The following is a 15280-nucleotide window of genomic DNA, read 5'->3' as shown; positions in this document are numbered from 1 at the left end:
CCCGCACCCACACCCGCGGAGCGGATGGAACTCCCGCCGTCAACAGTCCACTTGCCTGGCGAACACCTCGTACGCCTGATCCTCGAAGAGGACGAACCGTACCTCCTCGACCGCGGTCTCCGTGGCTCGCACGGTCTCCACCGCGATACGGGCCGCGTCCTCCATCGGCCAGCCGTAGATGCCCGCGGAGACGGCGGGGAAGGCCACCGTGCGGGCGCCGAGTTCGTCGGCCACCCTCAGTGACTCCCGGTAGCACGAGGCCAGCAGAGCCGATCGGTCCTCCTCGGAGAGGAATCGGGGTCCCACCGTGTGGATCACCCAGCGCGCGTCCAGGTTGCCGGCGGTCGTGGCAACCGCTTCGCCCACGGCCAGGCCCTTGCCGTAGTGGGAGGCACGCAGGGCTCGGCAGGCGGCGAGGATCTCGGGGCCGCCCCTGCGGTGGATCGCGCCGTCGACTCCCCCGCCACCAAGGAGTGACGTATTCGCCGCGTTGACGATCGCGTCGGCACTCTGTCGGGTGATGTCGCCCTTGACGAGCACGATGGCTGTCGTGACGGTCATGACTGCCTCAGCCTTCGCCAGACGGCCTTCGCCGCGTTGTGTCCGGACATGCCGTGGACGCCGGGGCCGGGCGGGGTGGCCGAGGAGCAGATGAAGACGGCCGGGTGCGGGGTGGCGTACGGGAAGAGGGAGATCCTGGGGCGCAGCATGAGCTGGAGGCCGCTGGCCGCGCCGGAGCCGATGTCACCGCCGACGTAATTGGCGTTGCGGGCCGCGAGTTGGGGCGGGCCGGCGGTCGCGCGGGCGAGGACCCGGTCGCGGAAGCCGGGGGCGAAGCGCTCGAGTTGGCGCTCGATGGCGTCGGTGAGGTCGCCCGTCCAGCCGTTGGGGACGTGTCCGTAGGCCCAGAAGACCTGCTTGCCCTCGGGGGCCCTGGACGGGTCGACGAGGCTCGGCTGGACGGTGATCAGGAAGGGGGTGTCGGGTGCCCTGTTCTCGCGGGAGGCGGCGCGCAGGGCGGTGTCGATCTCCGCGCTGCTGGCGGCGACCTGGACGGTGGTCGCCGTGCGGGCCTCCGGTGCCGTCCAGGGCACGGGGCCGTCCAGCGCGTAGTCGATCTTGAAGACTCCGGCGCCGTAGCGGTAGCGCTCGTAGTAGCCGCCGAAGCCCGCGATACGGGCCAGTGCGGTGGGTGAGGTGTCGAAGACGTACGCACGTGCGGGTGGCAGGTCGTCCAGCCGCTTGACCTCGTAGCCGGTGTGAACGGTGCCGCCGAGGTCTGTCAGGTACGCGGTGAGCGCGTCGGAGATCGACTGGGAGCCGCCACGGGCCACCGGCCAGCCGCGGGCATGTGCCGCCAGGGCGAAGACCAGGCCGACGGCGCCGGTGGCGACGCCGTCGAGCGGGGCCATGACGTGTCCGACGAGGCCTGCGAACAGGGCTTTCGCCCGCTCGTCGCGGAAGCGGCGCATGAGCCAGGTCGAGGGCGGAATGCCGGTCAGGCCGAAGCGGGCGAGGGTGACCGGGTCGCGGGGCAGTGAGGTCAGGGGCAGGGACATGAAGTCGTGGGCGAGCGTGTCCCACCTGCTGAGGAACGGCTCGACCAGTCGGCGGTAGGCGCCCGCGTCACGCGGCCCGAAGGAGGCGGCCGTCTCGGCCACGGAACGGGACAGCACGGCGGCCGTGCCGTCCGGGAAGGGGTGAGCCATGGGCAGGTCGGCGTGCAGCCACTCCAGCCCGTACCTCGCCAGTGGCATCGCCCTGAACGCCGGGGAGTTGACGCCGAGCGGGTGCGCCGCCGAGCACGGGTCGTGCCGGAAGCCGGGCAGTGTCAGCTCCTCCGTTCGGGCGCCTCCGCCCACGGTGTCACGCGCCTCGAAGACGGCGACCGAGAAGCCTCGCCGGGCCAGCTCCACGGCGGCCGTCAGCCCATTGGGCCCGGCCCCCACCACGACCGCGTCGAGCATCGACGACACCTTCGGACTCCTTCGTCAGCCGACGGCAACTTCAGATCAGGATATGCCGGGACACCGACACCGCCCGGCGCGGGTAACCTCGGCCGGATGACGCGCCGTTTCCGAATCCAGTCGCCCGGCGAGGACGCCGGCGACACCGCTTGGTACTGGTTCGAGGTCGAGGACGACGGCTGGGTACTGCGACAGGTGGTGTTCGAGGCAGCACTGGAGGTACCGCATTCGTGCGAGGCGCTCCAGAACCCCGACGGCACCACCTCGGGCGGTGCCTCGATGGCCGCCGCGCAGGCCCAACTGGCCCTCGTGCGCGAGCGGTTCGGGCAACTGGGGGTCGATCTCTACCAGACCGTGTACGGGGCGTTCACCGAGGGCGCCGTGGAGGTGCCGCCGGAGGCGGTGGACGTGACCGAGCCGGAGTTCGAGCGGGCGTGGGCCACGGCCCTGCGGCACCGGCACCTGAGCCATTACGTCACCGGCCCGCTGCCGGAGGGCTCCCTGGTCACGGGCATGGTGTGCGCGCTGCCGTGGGGGCCGGGCCGGACCGGTCTGTTCGTCGACATCGACCTGAACGTCGACGCCTTCGTGGACGTCGCCTGGCTGCCCTTCGATCCGGCGGACTGGCCGGCGGTGGGCACCGTGGCCGAGTTCGAGGTCGTCACCCTGCGGTTCAGCTCGGCCCGCCCGCAGATCAGGCTCCGCCCGACAACAGCTCCGCCACCCGGCGAGCCGTGGCCGCGTCGCGCGCCGCGGTGAACGGCAGCGCGTTGCCGCCGGTTATGCGGAACGGCTCGCCCGCGCGGGTGAGGTGGGCGCCGCCGGCCTCCTCGACTAGGAGGATGCCCGCGGCGTGGTCCCAGGCCGCCTCCCAGGAGAAGGCGGTGGCGTCCAACTCGCCCCGGGCGATGGCCAGATACTCCAGGCCCGCCGAGCCGCAGGCGCGCGCGTGGACGCCGTCCGTCCACAGGCCGAGCAGGGCGCGCTTCTGTTCGTCCGTGGTGTAGTCCGGGTGGGAGGTGGCCACCCGGAGGTCGCGGCCGGGTTCGGGCGTGCCCGCGTGCAGGGGTGTGCCGTTGAGGAAGGCGCCCTGTCCGCGGATCGCCGTGGCGAGCTGGTCGAGGGCCGGGGCGAACGTCCATGACGCGCGGACGACTCCGTGGTGGGCGAGCGCGACCATCGTGCAGAAGCCGGGGTCGCCGTGGACGAACTGGCGGGTGCCGTCCACGGGGTCGACGATCCAGACCGGCTCGTCGCCCTGTATCGCCTCGTACGAATAGGGGTCGGCGTGCACGGCTTCCTCGCCGACCACGACGGAGCCGGGCAGCAGCTTGGGCAGCACCTCGGTGAGATACAGCTCGGCCTTGCGGTCGGCGTCGGTCACCAGGTCGTGCGGGCCGCTCTTCTGGTCGACCTCGTGCGCGGCGAGCTGACGGAACCGCGGCATGATCTCGCGGGCCGCCGCCTCGCGAACCGCTTCCTCGACGTCCGACGCGATCCGGGCGAGAAACTCTTCGATGGTTTCGTTTTCTTCGATCATGCCTCCATGAGAGCATGCGTCACTGACAATCCCCGCCGTGCCGGTGGACACCGGATGGAATCCACCTGAAGACCAGGATTCGGACATCGGCGCCCGACGGCCCACCCCCGCACCTCACCGTTCCGCTACACCGAGCCCCGGCCTCCCAGGTCCGCCACCGGACGTGTCGCCGAGGCCTACGGCCAGATGGCCCGGGACTTCGGCGTCGACAGGCCACCGACCTTCGTGGTTCTGTCCGCCGCTCCCGGGATCCTCACCGCCACCTGGGCGCTGATTCGCCTGTCGCTGATCGCGAGCGCAGGCAGCCGCACCGGCAAGGAGCTGGCCGCCCTGGGTGTGTCCCGCGCCAACAGGTGCCCCTTCTGCGTGGACGCGCACACCATGCTGCTGCACGCCATCGGCGATCACGCCCTCGCCGAACGCCTGGCCGGCGGTGAGCGCCCCGAGAACGAGCAGCACGCGCGCGTGCTGGCCTGGGGCGAGGCGACGCGTGTCCCGGGCGCCGTCGCAGGGGCGCCGTACCTCTTCTTTCCCCAGCACGCCCCGCCTACCTGGGCACGGCCCTCTCCTTCCTCTTCATCAACCGGGTCGTCTCAGCCCTGCTCACCGAGAACCTCCTCCCGGGCAACGTCCAGCGCTTCCGGGCGGTACGGAGTCTGGCGGGCCGCTCGGTCTCCCGGACCGTCCGCCGGAAAGCCGTACCGGGGGCGGCGCTGCCCCTGCTGGACGAGGCCGGGCCCGGACCGGCCCGGGCGGCCGGAACCACCGTCGGACCGGCGTACGCGGCCCTGCGTGCCGCCACGGCTCCCGGCGCGGACCTGCTCGGGTGGGACGGGCTGGCCCTCGTCCACGAGACGCTCCGCGCGTGGGGCGGATCGCATCCGCCGCTCGCGTGGGAGGAGCTGCCGGCCCGGGACGAGCGCCCCGGGGCCCGGCTGGCACTGCTCGCCGCGCTGGCGCCCTATCGGATCACCGACGCGGACGTGGCGGCCTGGCGCACACCACGGCACACCGACGATCAACTGGTCCGTCTCATCACCTATGGCGCGTTCATCGCAGTTGATCGCATTGAGGGCGAATTGGGCGCTATCGACGCCGATTTGCGCATTCCGACGGACAGTACGGGCGGACGACCGTGAGTGACGGTCGTCGCACGGCCGCGAACCCGGTTCGCACTTCCGCCTCCGACCGCAGTCATGTGACACTGTCGTCCCGTCCCGAGTGCGGACCCCCCTCCGCACCGTCCCCCACGAGAAGTGCGCCTTGAGTCTTCCTCTGCCGCTCGCACTCGCCACCCGTATCGCGCCTGTCGCCGTGCTCGCCACGGCCGGGTGGGCGCTGTCCTCGGGTCCGCTCGCCGCGGCGCCGGCCGGTCACACCGACGCGACCACCACGGGCGCCTCAGCGACGCCCAGCGCGCCTTCGGCGTCGGCGGCGGCAGCCACGAAGACCTTCACCGCCGCGCCCGCGCCCTGCTCGGCCGTGACCCCGGGGACGGTCAAGTCCCTTGTCCCTGGTGCCAAGGCGGCCGGCAAGGAGATCCCGTCGACGGACACGGACGCGCGCCGCACCTGCTCCTGGAACGCGCTCAAGGGGTACGACTACCGCTGGCTCGACGTGTCGTTCGAGCTGTCCGACTCGGACGCGGCGGCGGAGAAGACGTACAAGGACCGGCTGACGGAGAAGAGCGGCGGCGGGGTGGTGCCGGGGCTCGGTGACGCAGCCTATTCCGTCGTGAACCTGACGACCGAGGACAAGCAGCAGACCCGCGAGGGTGTGGTCCTGGTCCGCGCGTCGAACGCGCTGGTGGTGATCACGTACAACGGCAGTGACTTCGAGTCGAAGAAGGCGCCCGGTACGGATGTGATCAACAAGGGCGCGATCAAGGCCGCCCGGGACGCGGTGGCGGCGCTGAAGGGCGCCCGGTAGAACCGGCCGCCCTTCGCGCTACGCCGTAGGGGTCAGACCTTCAGGCGTGCCTTTCCGGTCGCCACCATCAGCACCAGGTAGAGGACCATCGAGGTGCCCAGGCCCACGGCCCAGCCGTAGTCGGCCAGCGAGGACAGTGCCGGAATGGGCCGCCCGTCGATCAGCGGCGCGAAGTTGGCGCCGCCGACGGCCAGGATGCCGCCGGCCAGGAAGGCGACGACCGCTCTCCAGTTCCAGCCGTTCTCGTACCAGTAGCGTCCGCCCGCCTTGTACAGGTCGGCGAGGTCGAGCTTGCCCCGGCGCAGGATCCAGTAGTCGGCGATGAGGATGCCGGCGACCGTGCCGAGGAGCCCGCCGACGAGGCCGAGCCAGGTGAAGATGTAGCCCTGCGGGTCGGAGTACAGCTTCCAGGGGAAGATCAGGACGCCGAGTACGCAGGTGGCGAGCGCGCCGGTGCGGAAACTGATCTTCCGGGGCGCGATGTTGGAGAAGTCGAAGGCCGGGGAGACCAGGTTGGCCGCGACGTTCACGGACAGGGTCGCCACCAGTACGGTGACCAGGGCGAACAGCAGCCCGAAGACGTTGTCGGTCTTGGCGGCGAGCTGTACCGGGTCCCAGATGGCCTGGCCGTACACGGCCTGCGAGCCCGAGGTGACCATGACGGACAGGAACGCGAACAGTGTCATGGTGGTGGGCAGGCCCAGCGCCTGACCCCATGTCTGGGCCTTCTGGCTCTTGCCGTAGCGGGTGAAGTCCGGGATGTTCAGGGACAGCGTGGACCAGAAGCCGATCATGCCCATGAGGGCGGGCGCGAAGATCTTCCAGAAGTCCGGGCCCCAGCCCACCTTGGAGGGCTGGTCGAGCAGCGGGCCGAAGCCGCCGGCCTTGCTCGCCATCCACCACAGCATCACACCGGCGCCGAGCAGCACGAAGGGCGCGGCCCAGTTCTCGAAGCGGCGGATCGTCTCCATGCCCCGGTAGATGATGGCGACCTGGAGCGCCCAGAAGATGGCGAAGGACAGCCACATCGTCCAGGCGAAGCCGCCGATCTTCGCGGCGTCGCTCCAGCCGTTGCCGATGAGCTTCCCGGCGAGGAAGTAGATCGCCTCGCCGCCGATCCAGGTCTGGATGCCGAACCAGCCGCATGCCACCAACGCCCGTACGACAGCGGGGAGGTTGGCGCCGCGCACCCCGAAGGAGGCGCGGGCGAAGACCGGGAACGGGATGCCGTACTTGGGCCCGGCGTGCCCGGTGAGCAGCATCGGGATGAGCACGATCACGTTCGCCAGGGCGATCGTGAGCACGGCCTGCTTCCAGTCCATGCCCACGGCGATCAGACCCGAAGCGAGGGTCCAGGAAGCCGTGTTGTGGGCCATGCCCACCCAGAGAGCCGAGAAGTTGTACGTGTTCCAGGTGCGCTTCTCGACCGGAACCGGCAGCAGGTCCTCGTTGGCGTACGGCCCGCTGGGCGCGGGACCGTCGGGGGAGATCTCCACCCGGCCGTCGGCGAGGGTGAGTTGGGAGGTCGGCGGTATGGCCGTGGGAGCGGTGTCGGGCATGGGCAGGCCAATCAATGAGGTGGGCGGGAAAGGCCGTGCGGGCGGCGCGTTGGGGGACGCGCACAGGACACCGGGAGGTGTCCTGACCCCCTCCTCGGCAACCTGAACACCGAGGAGGGGGAGTTGGTGGGGACGTAACACGGCAGTGGTGTACGTCGTCAGGCGTTGACGGCCGGGATCACCGTCGACCCGTAGGTGTCGATGACCTTCTCCTGCGCGTCGTGCATGTCGTAGACGGCGAACTGGTCGACGCCCAGCTCACGCAGCCTGTTGAGCTTCGCGATGTGCGCCTCGGGGGTGCCGATGACGCAGAACCGGTCGACGATCTCGTCCGGCACGAACTGGGTGTCGGGGTTGTCGGCCCGTCCGTGGTGGGAGTAGTCGTAGCCCTCTCGGGCCTTGATGTAGTCGGTGAGCTCCTCGGGTACGGCGGCGGAGTGTTCGCCGTACTTCGAGACCAGGTCGGCGACGTGGTTGCCGACCATCCCGCCGAACCAGCGGCACTGGTCGCGGGCGTGGGCGAGCGCCTCGGGCGAGTCGTCCTCGGTGATGTACGCGGGGGCGGCGACGCAGATCTTCACCTCGGACGGGTCGCGTCCGGCGGCGACGGCCGCGTCCTTCACCGCCTTGACCATGTACTCGGTCAGATAGAGGTCGGAGAGCTGGAGGATGAACCCGTCGGCCTCCTCGCCGGTCATCTTGAGCGCCTTGGGACCGTACGCGGCCATCCAGACGGGGAGTTCGGCGCCCGGCTTCACCCAGGGGAACTTGACGACCGCCCCGCCGAGGTCGGCCTCGTCGCCCCGGCCGAGCGAGCGGATGACCTTCATCGCGCCGCTGATCCGGGCCAGCGTGTTGGGCGTACGGCCCGCGACGCGCATCGCGGAGTCGCCGCGGCCGATGCCGCACACCGTGCGGTTGCCGAACATGTCGTTGAGGGTGGCGAAGGTGGAGGCGGTGACCTCCCAGGTGCGGGTGCCCGGGTTGGTGACCATCGGGCCGACCGTCAACTTCTCGGTGCTGGACAGGATCTGACTGTAGATCACGAACGGTTCCTGCCACAGCACGGCGGAGTCGAAGGTCCAGCCGTACGTGAAGCCGTTGCCCTCCGCGCGCTTCATCAGCTCGATGACACGCGAGGCCGGCGGGTCGGTCTGCAGGACGAGTCCGAAGTCCATGAGCGCTGCTCCTAGTTCAGGTCAGGTACTGGCAGGTGGAGCGGGGGGTGTAGACGCCGTGACCCGCGCGTCCGGTGAACTCCCGCTCGGTGATGACGAGTTCGCCGCGCGAGAGGACGGTCTCGACACGGCCGGTGAGCCGCTTGCCCTCGTACGCCGAGTAGTCGACGTTCATGTGGTGCGTGGCGGCGGAGACGGTCTGCTCGGCCGCCGGGTCGTAGATGACGACGTCGGCGTCGGCGCCCGGGGCGATGGTGCCCTTCTTCGGGTAGAGGCCGAACATCCGGGCCGGGGTGGCGCAGGCGATCTCGATCCAGCGGCGGCGGGTGATGTGCCCGTCGACGACGGCCTGGTGGAGGAGGTCCATGCGGTTCTCGACGCCCGGGAGCCCGTTGGGGATCTTCGAGAAGTCGCCGCGGCCCAGCTCCTTCTGGCCCTCGAAGCAGAACGGGCAGTGGTCCGTGGAGACGACCTGGAGGTCGTTGGTGCGCAGTCCCCTCCACAGTGCGGCCTGGTGGTCCTTGGGGCGAAGGGGCGTGCTGCACACGTACTTCGCGCCCTCGAAGTCCGGCTCGGCGAGGTTGTCGGTGGACAGGAACAGGTACTGCGGGCAGGTCTCGCCGAAGACGTTGAGCCCCTCGTCGCGCGCCCTGGCCAGCTCGGCGACCGCCTCCTGCGCCGAGACGTGGACGACGTACAGGGGCGCTCCGGCGACCTGCGCCAGCTTGATGGCGCGGTGCGTGGCCTCGGCTTCCAGGAGGGCCTTGCGGACCTCGCCGTGGTAGCGGGGGTCGGTCTCGCCCCGGGCGAGGGCCTGTTCGACGAGGACGTCGATCGCGATGCCGTTCTCGGCGTGCATCATGATCAGGCCGCCGTTCTCGGCGGAGCGCTGCATGGCGCGCAGGATCTGGCCGTCGTCGCTGTAGAAGACGCCCGGGTAGGCCATGAACTGCTTGAAGGAGGTGACACCCTCCTCGACCAGCAGGTCCATCTCCTTGAGCGTGTCCTGGTTCACGTCGGAGACGATCATGTGGAAGGCGTAGTCGATGGCGCAGTTGCCGTCGGCCTTGGCGTTCCAGGTGTCGAGTCCGTCGCGCAGCGACTTGCCGACGCTCTGCACGGCGAAGTCGATGATCGTGGTCGTACCGCCCCAGGCGGCGGCCCGGGTGCCGGTCTCGAAGGTGTCCGAGGCGGCCGTACCGCCGAACGGCAGTTCCATGTGGGTGTGCGCGTCGACGCCGCCGGGGATGACGTATTTCCCGGTGGCGTCTATCGTCCGCTCGGCCGTCCAAGCTTCGGCGGTGGCGCTTCCGCTGGTGGCAAGGGCGGCGATGCGGCCGTCCTCGATCAGGACATCGGCGTGGATCTCGTCGGACGCGGTGATGACTAGTCCGCCGCGGATGAGGGTTCGGCCGGCCATGGTTCACGCTCCGTTCGGGTTGTCTCACAGGTGCGGGTTGTGTGTGGCTGGTCGCGCAGTTCCCCGCGCCCCTAAAAGCGGGGCGCGGGTGTGGTCGTCTGCTATTAAGGGGCCGTGAGCGGGCCGTACGCGTCCGGGCGGCGGTCGCGGAAGAACTGCCAGCGGTCGCGGACCTCGCGGAGCTTGTTGAGGTCCAGGTCGCGGACGACGAGTTCGGTCTCCTTGTCGCTCGCCACCTCGCCGACGAACTGGGCCTCCGGGTCCACGAAGTACGAGGTCCCGTAGAAGTCGTTGTCGCCGAGTTCCTCGACGCCGACCCGGTTGATCGCACCGACGAAGTACTCGTTGGCGACGGCCGCCGCCGGCTGCTCCAACTGCCACAGGTAGGCGGACAGACCGCGTGAGGTGGCCGACGGGTTGAAGACGATCTCGGCGCCTTCGAGGCCCAGCGCACGCCAGCCCTCCGGGAAGTGCCGGTCGTAGCAGATGTAGACGCCGATCTTGCCGACGGCGGTCTCGAAGACCGGCCAGCCCGCGTTCCCCGGGCGGAAGTAGAACTTCTCCCAGAAGCCGGCGACCTGCGGGATGTGGTGCTTGCGGTACTTGCCGAGGTACGAGCCGTCGGCGTCGATCACGGCGGCCGTGTTGTAGAGGACGCCGGGCTGCTCCTCCTCGTACATCGGCAGGACGAGGACGATGCCCAGTTCCTTGGCGAGCGCCTGGAAGCGCTTGACGATCGGGCCGTCGGGGATCTGCTCGGCGTACTCGTAGAACGCCTTGTCCTGGACCTGGCAGAAGTACGGTCCGTAGAACAGCTCCTGGAAGCACATGACTTGAGCACCCTGGGCCGCGGCGTCGCGGACCGCCTGCTCGTGGACCTGGATCATCGACTCCTTGTCGCCCGTCCAGGCGGTCTGGAAAATGGCGGCGCGAATCACCCTGCTCATCGGGACCTCCGGTCACTCGGTGTACGGCGAGCCTAGGAAGCCCGGAGATCGGGATTGAGTTGCACGGTGTCACGCCTGCGGACGTTCGGCGTTCCACGGTGTCACCCTGACGTCGGCCCATGTTTCACCACTGTTTTCCCAGGTCCTTTGATGTTTCAAAGCGGTAAGACGGCCCACTGGGGATCCGATGGAGCGTGCGGTCATCGGCCTTGCTGGGCGTCGTGCGCGAGGAGCGCGATATGCACGGAGGCGGCCTGTTCGAAGTCGTCGAGATCGACCCCGAGCCGCGTCTCTATCGCTTCCAGCCGACGGTAGAGCGCGGGCCGCGAGACATGGTGCAGTTGCGCGGTACGTGATTTGTTGCGTCCGGTGGCGAGATAGGTCCGCAGTACGGGCAGCAGTTCGGAGTCGGCCCCGGCCGCGCACAGCAGCCCGTCCAGCTCCCGCTCCGCGAACGCCTGTACGTGCGGATCGTCCCGGAGCAGCCTGACGAGCCCGCGCAGCCGTACGTCCCTCAGGTGCACCAGCACCGGCAGTTCCTGCCCCGCCGGGGTGTCCGCGACAGCGGCGGCGACGTGCAGCGCCTCGCGCAGTCCGGCGGGTACGTCGTCCCAGTTGGCGAGGGCCTCGGCGGCGGCCACGACGGTCCGGCCCCCGCCGGTCTCGGTCCGCAGGCGGAGCGCGAAATGCGCGGCCAGCGCCTTGGCGTCCTGGTCCCGGGCGAGGCTGAGCAGCACGGCGGTGGCGTCGTCGGCCAGCTCGGCGACCAGCCCCGACAGGCCCAACAGCCGCAGTACACGGTCGAGTTCGGCGGGTTCACCGTCCCGCACGACGAGCGGCACGAAGGTCCGCCGGTTGACGGGCAGACCGGCGGCCCGCGCGCGGGGCAGTAGTTGCCTGGCCGGTACGACACCGCTCACCAGGTCCGTGAGCAGGCTCTGGGCGGACTGCTCCTCCCAGGTGTGCACGGAGCCCCCGAGCATGCGGTGCAGGACGAGTGCCTCGGCGGCCCGGTCGGCGAGCAGCCGTCCGGTCGCGGCGTCGCCGCGGTATCCGCAGAGCACGATCCGCCCCCAGCGTTCTCCGCGCCCGCCCAGCTCGGCCCGGATCCATCCGTCGCCCTCGCTCCCGCCGGCCTGCCGGGAGATGCGTTCCCAGTCCCGCAGCACGTCGTCGACGGCCGACCGCTCCCCCGACGTGGCGAGGACGCGATGGGCGAGGTTGGTGATGACGACGGGGCAGGCGCTGTGCGAGGCGACCTCGTCGAGGAGGTGCTGAAGCGGGGCGCCGCTCGTGATCAGCCCCGTGAGGGCGGTCCGTACGGACTCGGACAGGCTCACGGCGGCGAACTTCCGCCGTACCAGCCGGGACTGGACCTCCTCCGTCAGCTCCGCGAAGGGGAACGGCCGGTGCAGCACCACCATCGGCAGCCCGCACCGCTCGGCGGCCCGCCGCATGACGTCCGGCGGCGCCGGGAAGGCCCGCCCGAGCCCGAGGACGACGGCGGCGGCCTCCGCGCGGTGGAGCGAGCGGATGTACTCGGCCTGGGCCTCCTCGTCCCCCGCGAGCAGCACGCCGGTCGTGAGGATCATCTCGCCGCCGCTGAGCATCACACCGACGTCGGCGGCCTCGGCCACATGCACCCAGCGCACGGCCCGGTCGAGCTGGCCGGCGCCGGCCACCACCTCGGGCTCCCCGGCGAGCACCCGCTCCAGGCCGAGGACCTGGCGGACCGACAGAGCGGGTTCCAAGGTGGTGGTCATGAGCATGGGGCCGACTTCCTTGCTGTGGTCCTGCCGTGGTGTTACTGGACGCGGCTCCGCAGAGCGCGTTCGAGGATCGCGGCGCCCTCCTCGGCCTCCGCGACGGTGAGGGACAGCGGCGGCGCGATACGCAGCGCGCTGGTGTTGTGGCCGCCGCCCTTGCCGAGGAGCAGCCCCTCCTCCCGGGCCGCTTCGAGCACGGCGGCGGCGGTCTCCGGGTCGGCGGTGTCGGTGCCCGGTTTCACCAGCTCGACGCCGATCATCAGCCCGCGCCCACGGACCTCCCGTACGCCCGGAAGCCGCGCGGCGACGGCCCGCAGCCGCTCGATGAGGAGCCCGCCGACGCGCCGGGCGTTGCCCTGGAGGTCGTGTTCCAGCAGGTACGTGAGGTTGGCGAGGCCTGCCGCCATGGTGATCTGGGTGCCGCCGAAGGTCGAGATGGAGTTGGCGTCGAGGCAGTTCATGATCTCGGCGCGGGCCACGACCCCGCCGATGGACATGCCGTTGCCGATGCCCTTGGCGAAGGTGATGATGTCCGGCGGACCGTTCTGAGCGTGCGCCTGCCAGCCCCAGAAGTGCTCACCCGTACGCCCCCAGCCGGTCTGTACCTCGTCGGCGATCCACAGGACGCCGCGTTCCTGGAGGACGCGCCGGAAGGCCGCGTACAGCCCGTCGGGCGGCGAGGTGAAGCCGCCGACGCCCTGGATGGGTTCGGCGATGAGGGCCGCGGGCGGGCGGACGTGGCCGAGCAGGTCCTCCAGGTCGGCGACGCAGGCAGCGATGAACTCGGCGTCGCTCAGCTCGGCGTACGGACCACGGGTGCGGACGCCGCCGTGGACGTACAGGGTCTGGAGCGGGGAGAGGGAGGTCGGGGACCAGCCCTTGTTGCCGGTGATGCCGACCGTGCTGAAGGAACGGCCGTGGTAGCTGTTGCGCATGGCCAGGATCTGGTTGCTGCGCCGGTAGGAGGTGGCCAGGAGCAGCGCCGTGTCGTTGGCCTCCGTGCCGGAGGTGGTGAAGAAGACGCGGGCGTCCGGGATGCCGGACAACTCGGCGACGCGCTCGGCGAGTTCGACCATCGGCCGGTTGAGGTAGAGCGTGGACGAATGGATGATCCGCCCGGCCTGCTCGCTCACCGCCTTGGTCACCTCTGGCAGCGCGTGCGCGGTCATCGTGGTCAGGATGCCGCCGAAGAAGTCGAGGTACCGCTTCCCGGCCGCGTCCCACACGTACCGGCCCTCGCCGTGCGTGATCTCGATCGGGTCGTCGTAGTAGAGGGCGAGCCAGTCCGGGAGGACCGCCTTGTGCCGCCCGTACAGATCGCTCACGGCCGCACCAGCCCTTCGTACGCGTCCGGCCGCCGGTCCCGGTAGAAGGCCCACTGCTGCCGGACCTCCTCGATGAGGCCGAAATCGAGATCCCGTACGACGAGTTCCTCGTCCTTGTCGCTCGCGACCTCGCCGACGAACTGGCCGCGCGGGTTCACGAAGTACGACGTCCCGTAGAAGTCGTTGTCCCCGTACTCCTCCTGGCCGACGCGGTTGATCGCGGCGACGAAGTACTCGTTGGCGACGGCCGCCGCGGGCTGCTCCAACTGCCACAGGTGGGCGGAGAGGCCCCGGTGCGTCGCGGACGGGTTGTAGACGAGCTGCGCGCCGTTCAGACCGAGCTGGCGCCAGCCCTCCGGGAAGTGCCGGTCGTAGCAGATGTAGACGCCGACCTTGCCCACGGCCGTCTCGAAGACGGGCCAGCCGAGGTTGCCGGGTTTGAAGTAGTACTTCTCCCAGAACCCCTTGACCTGCGGAATGTGGTGCTTGCGGTATTTGCCGAGGTAGGTGCCGTCGGCGTCGATCACGGCAGCGGTGTTGTAGTAGAAGCCGGACTGCTCGATCTCGAACACGGGCACGACGATGACCATGCCGGTCTCGCGGGCCAGCTCCTGCATACGAACGACGGTCGGCCCGTCGGGCACCGGCTCGGCCCAGCGGTAGTGCTCGGGCTCCTGGACCTGGCAGAAGTAGGGCGCGTTGAAGACTTCCTGGAATCCGATCACCCTGGCGCCCTGCCGGGCGGCCTCGCGGGCGTGTTCCACGTGCTTGGCGACCATGGACTCGGTGTCACCGGTCCAGGTGGCCTGGACCAGAGCGGCACGTACGACATTGGCCATGACCTGCTCCTTCGGCTGGACGTCAGAAAGGCTCTACACCCGCGGAAAGAGGTCGTAGGGGCTGAAAGTAAGCCTCGGGAAGAGCCTTGCCAAGACCATCGCCGTTAACCCGCCGAGTCGATCACGTTTCACACTCCGGTGGGCGAGTCGCGGCCGGCCGGGTCACGTGCTGTGCCCCGCGACCCGGAGTGCGTGCACCAGATCCCAGTACCGGTCCTCGGAGGCACCCCGGGCCGCCTCCAGGAGCAGCGGCACGAGGCGCTGGGGGTCGGCGGCGACGCAGCGGGCGGCCTCCTCGGGGGTGCGGACCCGGACGTACGCGTCGAGCAGGGCACGCACCTCGCGCGGTCTGCCCTCCTCGGCGAGGCGGAGCACGGCCTCGCCCACTTCCCGCGCCGGCCGCACGATGCCCTGGCGCAGCATCTGCTCGCCGTCTGTGGTCCGCCCGGCCGCGACGAGCGCGTCGGCGGCGGCGACCAGCCGGTCGGCGGGCAGGGAGGCGGCCTCCCAGAGCAGGGTGGCCCAGTCGGCGCCGAGCCCGGCGCGGTTCAGCTCGGCGGCGAGCAGCGGAAAACGGGCGGCGGGCCAGTGCGAGGCCTCGACGAGCAGCGCGTGCGCCTCACCGCTGCGGCCCTCGCCGCGCAGTCGTACGAGGGTGCGGACGGTGTCGATGGTGTCGTGCCGGGCCTCCTCGTCCAAGGCCTCCCGTACGGGCGCCGCCTGCTTGGCCGCGGCGGCGGACCCGGCGAACCGGGCCCCGCGCGGCGTACGGCGGCCCGGGGCGGCGCGCTCGGCCGGGGAGGGTGCGGG

General features: G+C 70.5%; 12 protein-coding genes and 2 pseudogenes. 3 read left to right on the top strand and 11 right to left on the bottom strand.

From position 1 onward, the window contains the following. Positions 1 to 39: 39 nt before the first annotated feature. Both AOK08_RS15700 and AOK08_RS15695 read right to left on the bottom strand, forming a co-directional pair. On the bottom strand, positions 40 to 561 hold the full coding sequence (locus tag AOK08_RS15700; RefSeq protein ID WP_055526182.1) for an O-acetyl-ADP-ribose deacetylase: 522 nt from the start codon (positions 559 to 561) through the stop codon (positions 40 to 42). Further along, complete coding sequence (locus AOK08_RS15695) at positions 558 to 1967, bottom strand: phytoene desaturase family protein (protein ID WP_055526185.1); 1410 nt, start codon at positions 1965 to 1967, stop codon at positions 558 to 560. Before AOK08_RS15695 ends, AOK08_RS15700 begins: the two co-directional genes overlap by 4 nt. Before the next feature lie 96 nt (positions 1968 to 2063). Between AOK08_RS15695 and AOK08_RS15690 the strand changes: the two genes are divergently transcribed. Next, a complete protein-coding gene (locus AOK08_RS15690) occupies positions 2064 to 2726 on the top strand; it encodes a hypothetical protein (RefSeq protein ID WP_055526181.1) in 663 nt (220 codons plus the stop codon). Here AOK08_RS15690 and AOK08_RS15685 read toward each other — a convergent pair. Continuing rightward, positions 2662 to 3507: an inositol monophosphatase family protein gene (locus AOK08_RS15685; RefSeq protein WP_055526180.1), complete on the bottom strand. Its 846-nt coding sequence runs from the start codon at positions 3505 to 3507 to the stop codon at positions 2662 to 2664. The genes AOK08_RS15690 and AOK08_RS15685 overlap by 65 nt on opposite strands. Positions 3508 to 3621: 114 nt before the next feature. Between AOK08_RS15685 and AOK08_RS43150 the strand changes: the two are divergent. Both AOK08_RS43150 and AOK08_RS15670 read left to right on the top strand, forming a co-directional pair. After that, a pseudogene (locus AOK08_RS43150) lies at positions 3622 to 4646 on the top strand (carboxymuconolactone decarboxylase family protein); the annotation flags it as partial. Between the two features lie 124 nt (positions 4647 to 4770). Beyond that, positions 4771 to 5436, top strand: a complete 666-nt coding sequence (locus tag AOK08_RS15670) for a hypothetical protein (protein WP_055526184.1) — start codon at positions 4771 to 4773, stop codon at positions 5434 to 5436. A gap of 32 nt (positions 5437 to 5468) precedes the next feature. On the opposite strand, the gene AOK08_RS15665 is transcribed toward AOK08_RS15670, so the two are convergent. The 8 genes and pseudogenes from AOK08_RS15665 to AOK08_RS15630 all read right to left on the bottom strand — a co-directional run. Then, on the bottom strand, positions 5469 to 6995 hold the full coding sequence (locus AOK08_RS15665; protein ID WP_055526177.1) for an NCS1 family nucleobase:cation symporter-1: 1527 nt from the start codon (positions 6993 to 6995) through the stop codon (positions 5469 to 5471). 158 nt (positions 6996 to 7153) lie between these two features. Then, positions 7154 to 8173 carry a TIGR03842 family LLM class F420-dependent oxidoreductase gene (locus tag AOK08_RS15660; protein ID WP_055526176.1) on the bottom strand — a complete coding sequence of 340 codons (1020 nt, stop codon included), beginning with the start codon at positions 8171 to 8173 and terminating at the stop codon, positions 7154 to 7156. A gap of 16 nt (positions 8174 to 8189) precedes the next feature. Further along, positions 8190 to 9593 (bottom strand): dihydropyrimidinase, encoded by a 1404-nt coding sequence (gene hydA / locus AOK08_RS15655; protein WP_055526175.1) that lies wholly within the window; start codon positions 9591 to 9593, stop codon positions 8190 to 8192. Positions 9594 to 9697: 104 nt separating this feature from the next. Further along, the gene (locus AOK08_RS15650; RefSeq protein ID WP_055526174.1) at positions 9698 to 10540 is read right to left on the bottom strand and encodes a nitrilase-related carbon-nitrogen hydrolase; all 843 of its coding nucleotides are present in this window, start codon (positions 10538 to 10540) and stop codon (positions 9698 to 9700) included. A 200-nt stretch (positions 10541 to 10740) separates the two neighbouring features. Further along, entirely contained in the window at positions 10741 to 12303 is a 1563-nt protein-coding gene (locus tag AOK08_RS15645) for a PucR family transcriptional regulator (protein ID WP_055526183.1), read from the bottom strand. Between the two features lie 41 nt (positions 12304 to 12344). Continuing rightward, the gene (locus AOK08_RS15640; RefSeq protein ID WP_055526173.1) at positions 12345 to 13631 is read right to left on the bottom strand and encodes an aspartate aminotransferase family protein; all 1287 of its coding nucleotides are present in this window, start codon (positions 13629 to 13631) and stop codon (positions 12345 to 12347) included. After that, positions 13628 to 14470: a nitrilase-related carbon-nitrogen hydrolase gene (locus AOK08_RS15635; RefSeq protein WP_055526172.1), complete on the bottom strand. Its 843-nt coding sequence runs from the start codon at positions 14468 to 14470 to the stop codon at positions 13628 to 13630. Before AOK08_RS15635 ends, AOK08_RS15640 begins: the two co-directional genes overlap by 4 nt. Before the next feature lie 162 nt (positions 14471 to 14632). Beyond that, positions 14633 to 15280: pseudogene (locus tag AOK08_RS15630) on the bottom strand (hypothetical protein); the annotation flags it as partial.

This window comes from Streptomyces graminilatus, assembly GCF_001418565.1.
GTDB classification, from domain to species: Bacteria; Actinomycetota; Actinomycetes; order Streptomycetales; family Streptomycetaceae; genus Streptomyces; species Streptomyces graminilatus.
This window is presented reverse-complemented; position numbering and strand designations above follow the sequence as displayed.

Excerpts from the sequence above, each read along its gene's own strand:
- AOK08_RS15690 (WP_055526181.1), top strand. The coding sequence starts at position 2,064 with ATGACGCGCCGTTTCCGAATCCAGTCGCCCGGCGAGGACGCCGGCGAC.
- AOK08_RS15665 (WP_055526177.1), bottom strand. The coding sequence starts at position 6,995 with ATGCCCGACACCGCTCCCACGGCCATACCGCCGACCTCCCAACTCACC.
- AOK08_RS15650 (WP_055526174.1), bottom strand. The coding sequence starts at position 10,540 with ATGAGCAGGGTGATTCGCGCCGCCATTTTCCAGACCGCCTGGACGGGC.
- AOK08_RS15695 (WP_055526185.1), bottom strand. The coding sequence starts at position 1,967 with ATGCTCGACGCGGTCGTGGTGGGGGCCGGGCCCAATGGGCTGACGGCC.
- AOK08_RS15635 (WP_055526172.1), bottom strand. The coding sequence starts at position 14,470 with ATGGCCAATGTCGTACGTGCCGCTCTGGTCCAGGCCACCTGGACCGGT.
- AOK08_RS15685 (WP_055526180.1), bottom strand. The coding sequence starts at position 3,507 with ATGATCGAAGAAAACGAAACCATCGAAGAGTTTCTCGCCCGGATCGCG.
- hydA (WP_055526175.1), bottom strand. The coding sequence starts at position 9,593 with ATGGCCGGCCGAACCCTCATCCGCGGCGGACTAGTCATCACCGCGTCC.
- AOK08_RS15700 (WP_055526182.1), bottom strand. The coding sequence starts at position 561 with ATGACCGTCACGACAGCCATCGTGCTCGTCAAGGGCGACATCACCCGA.
- AOK08_RS15645 (WP_055526183.1), bottom strand. The coding sequence starts at position 12,303 with ATGACCACCACCTTGGAACCCGCTCTGTCGGTCCGCCAGGTCCTCGGC.
- AOK08_RS15660 (WP_055526176.1), bottom strand. The coding sequence starts at position 8,173 with ATGGACTTCGGACTCGTCCTGCAGACCGACCCGCCGGCCTCGCGTGTC.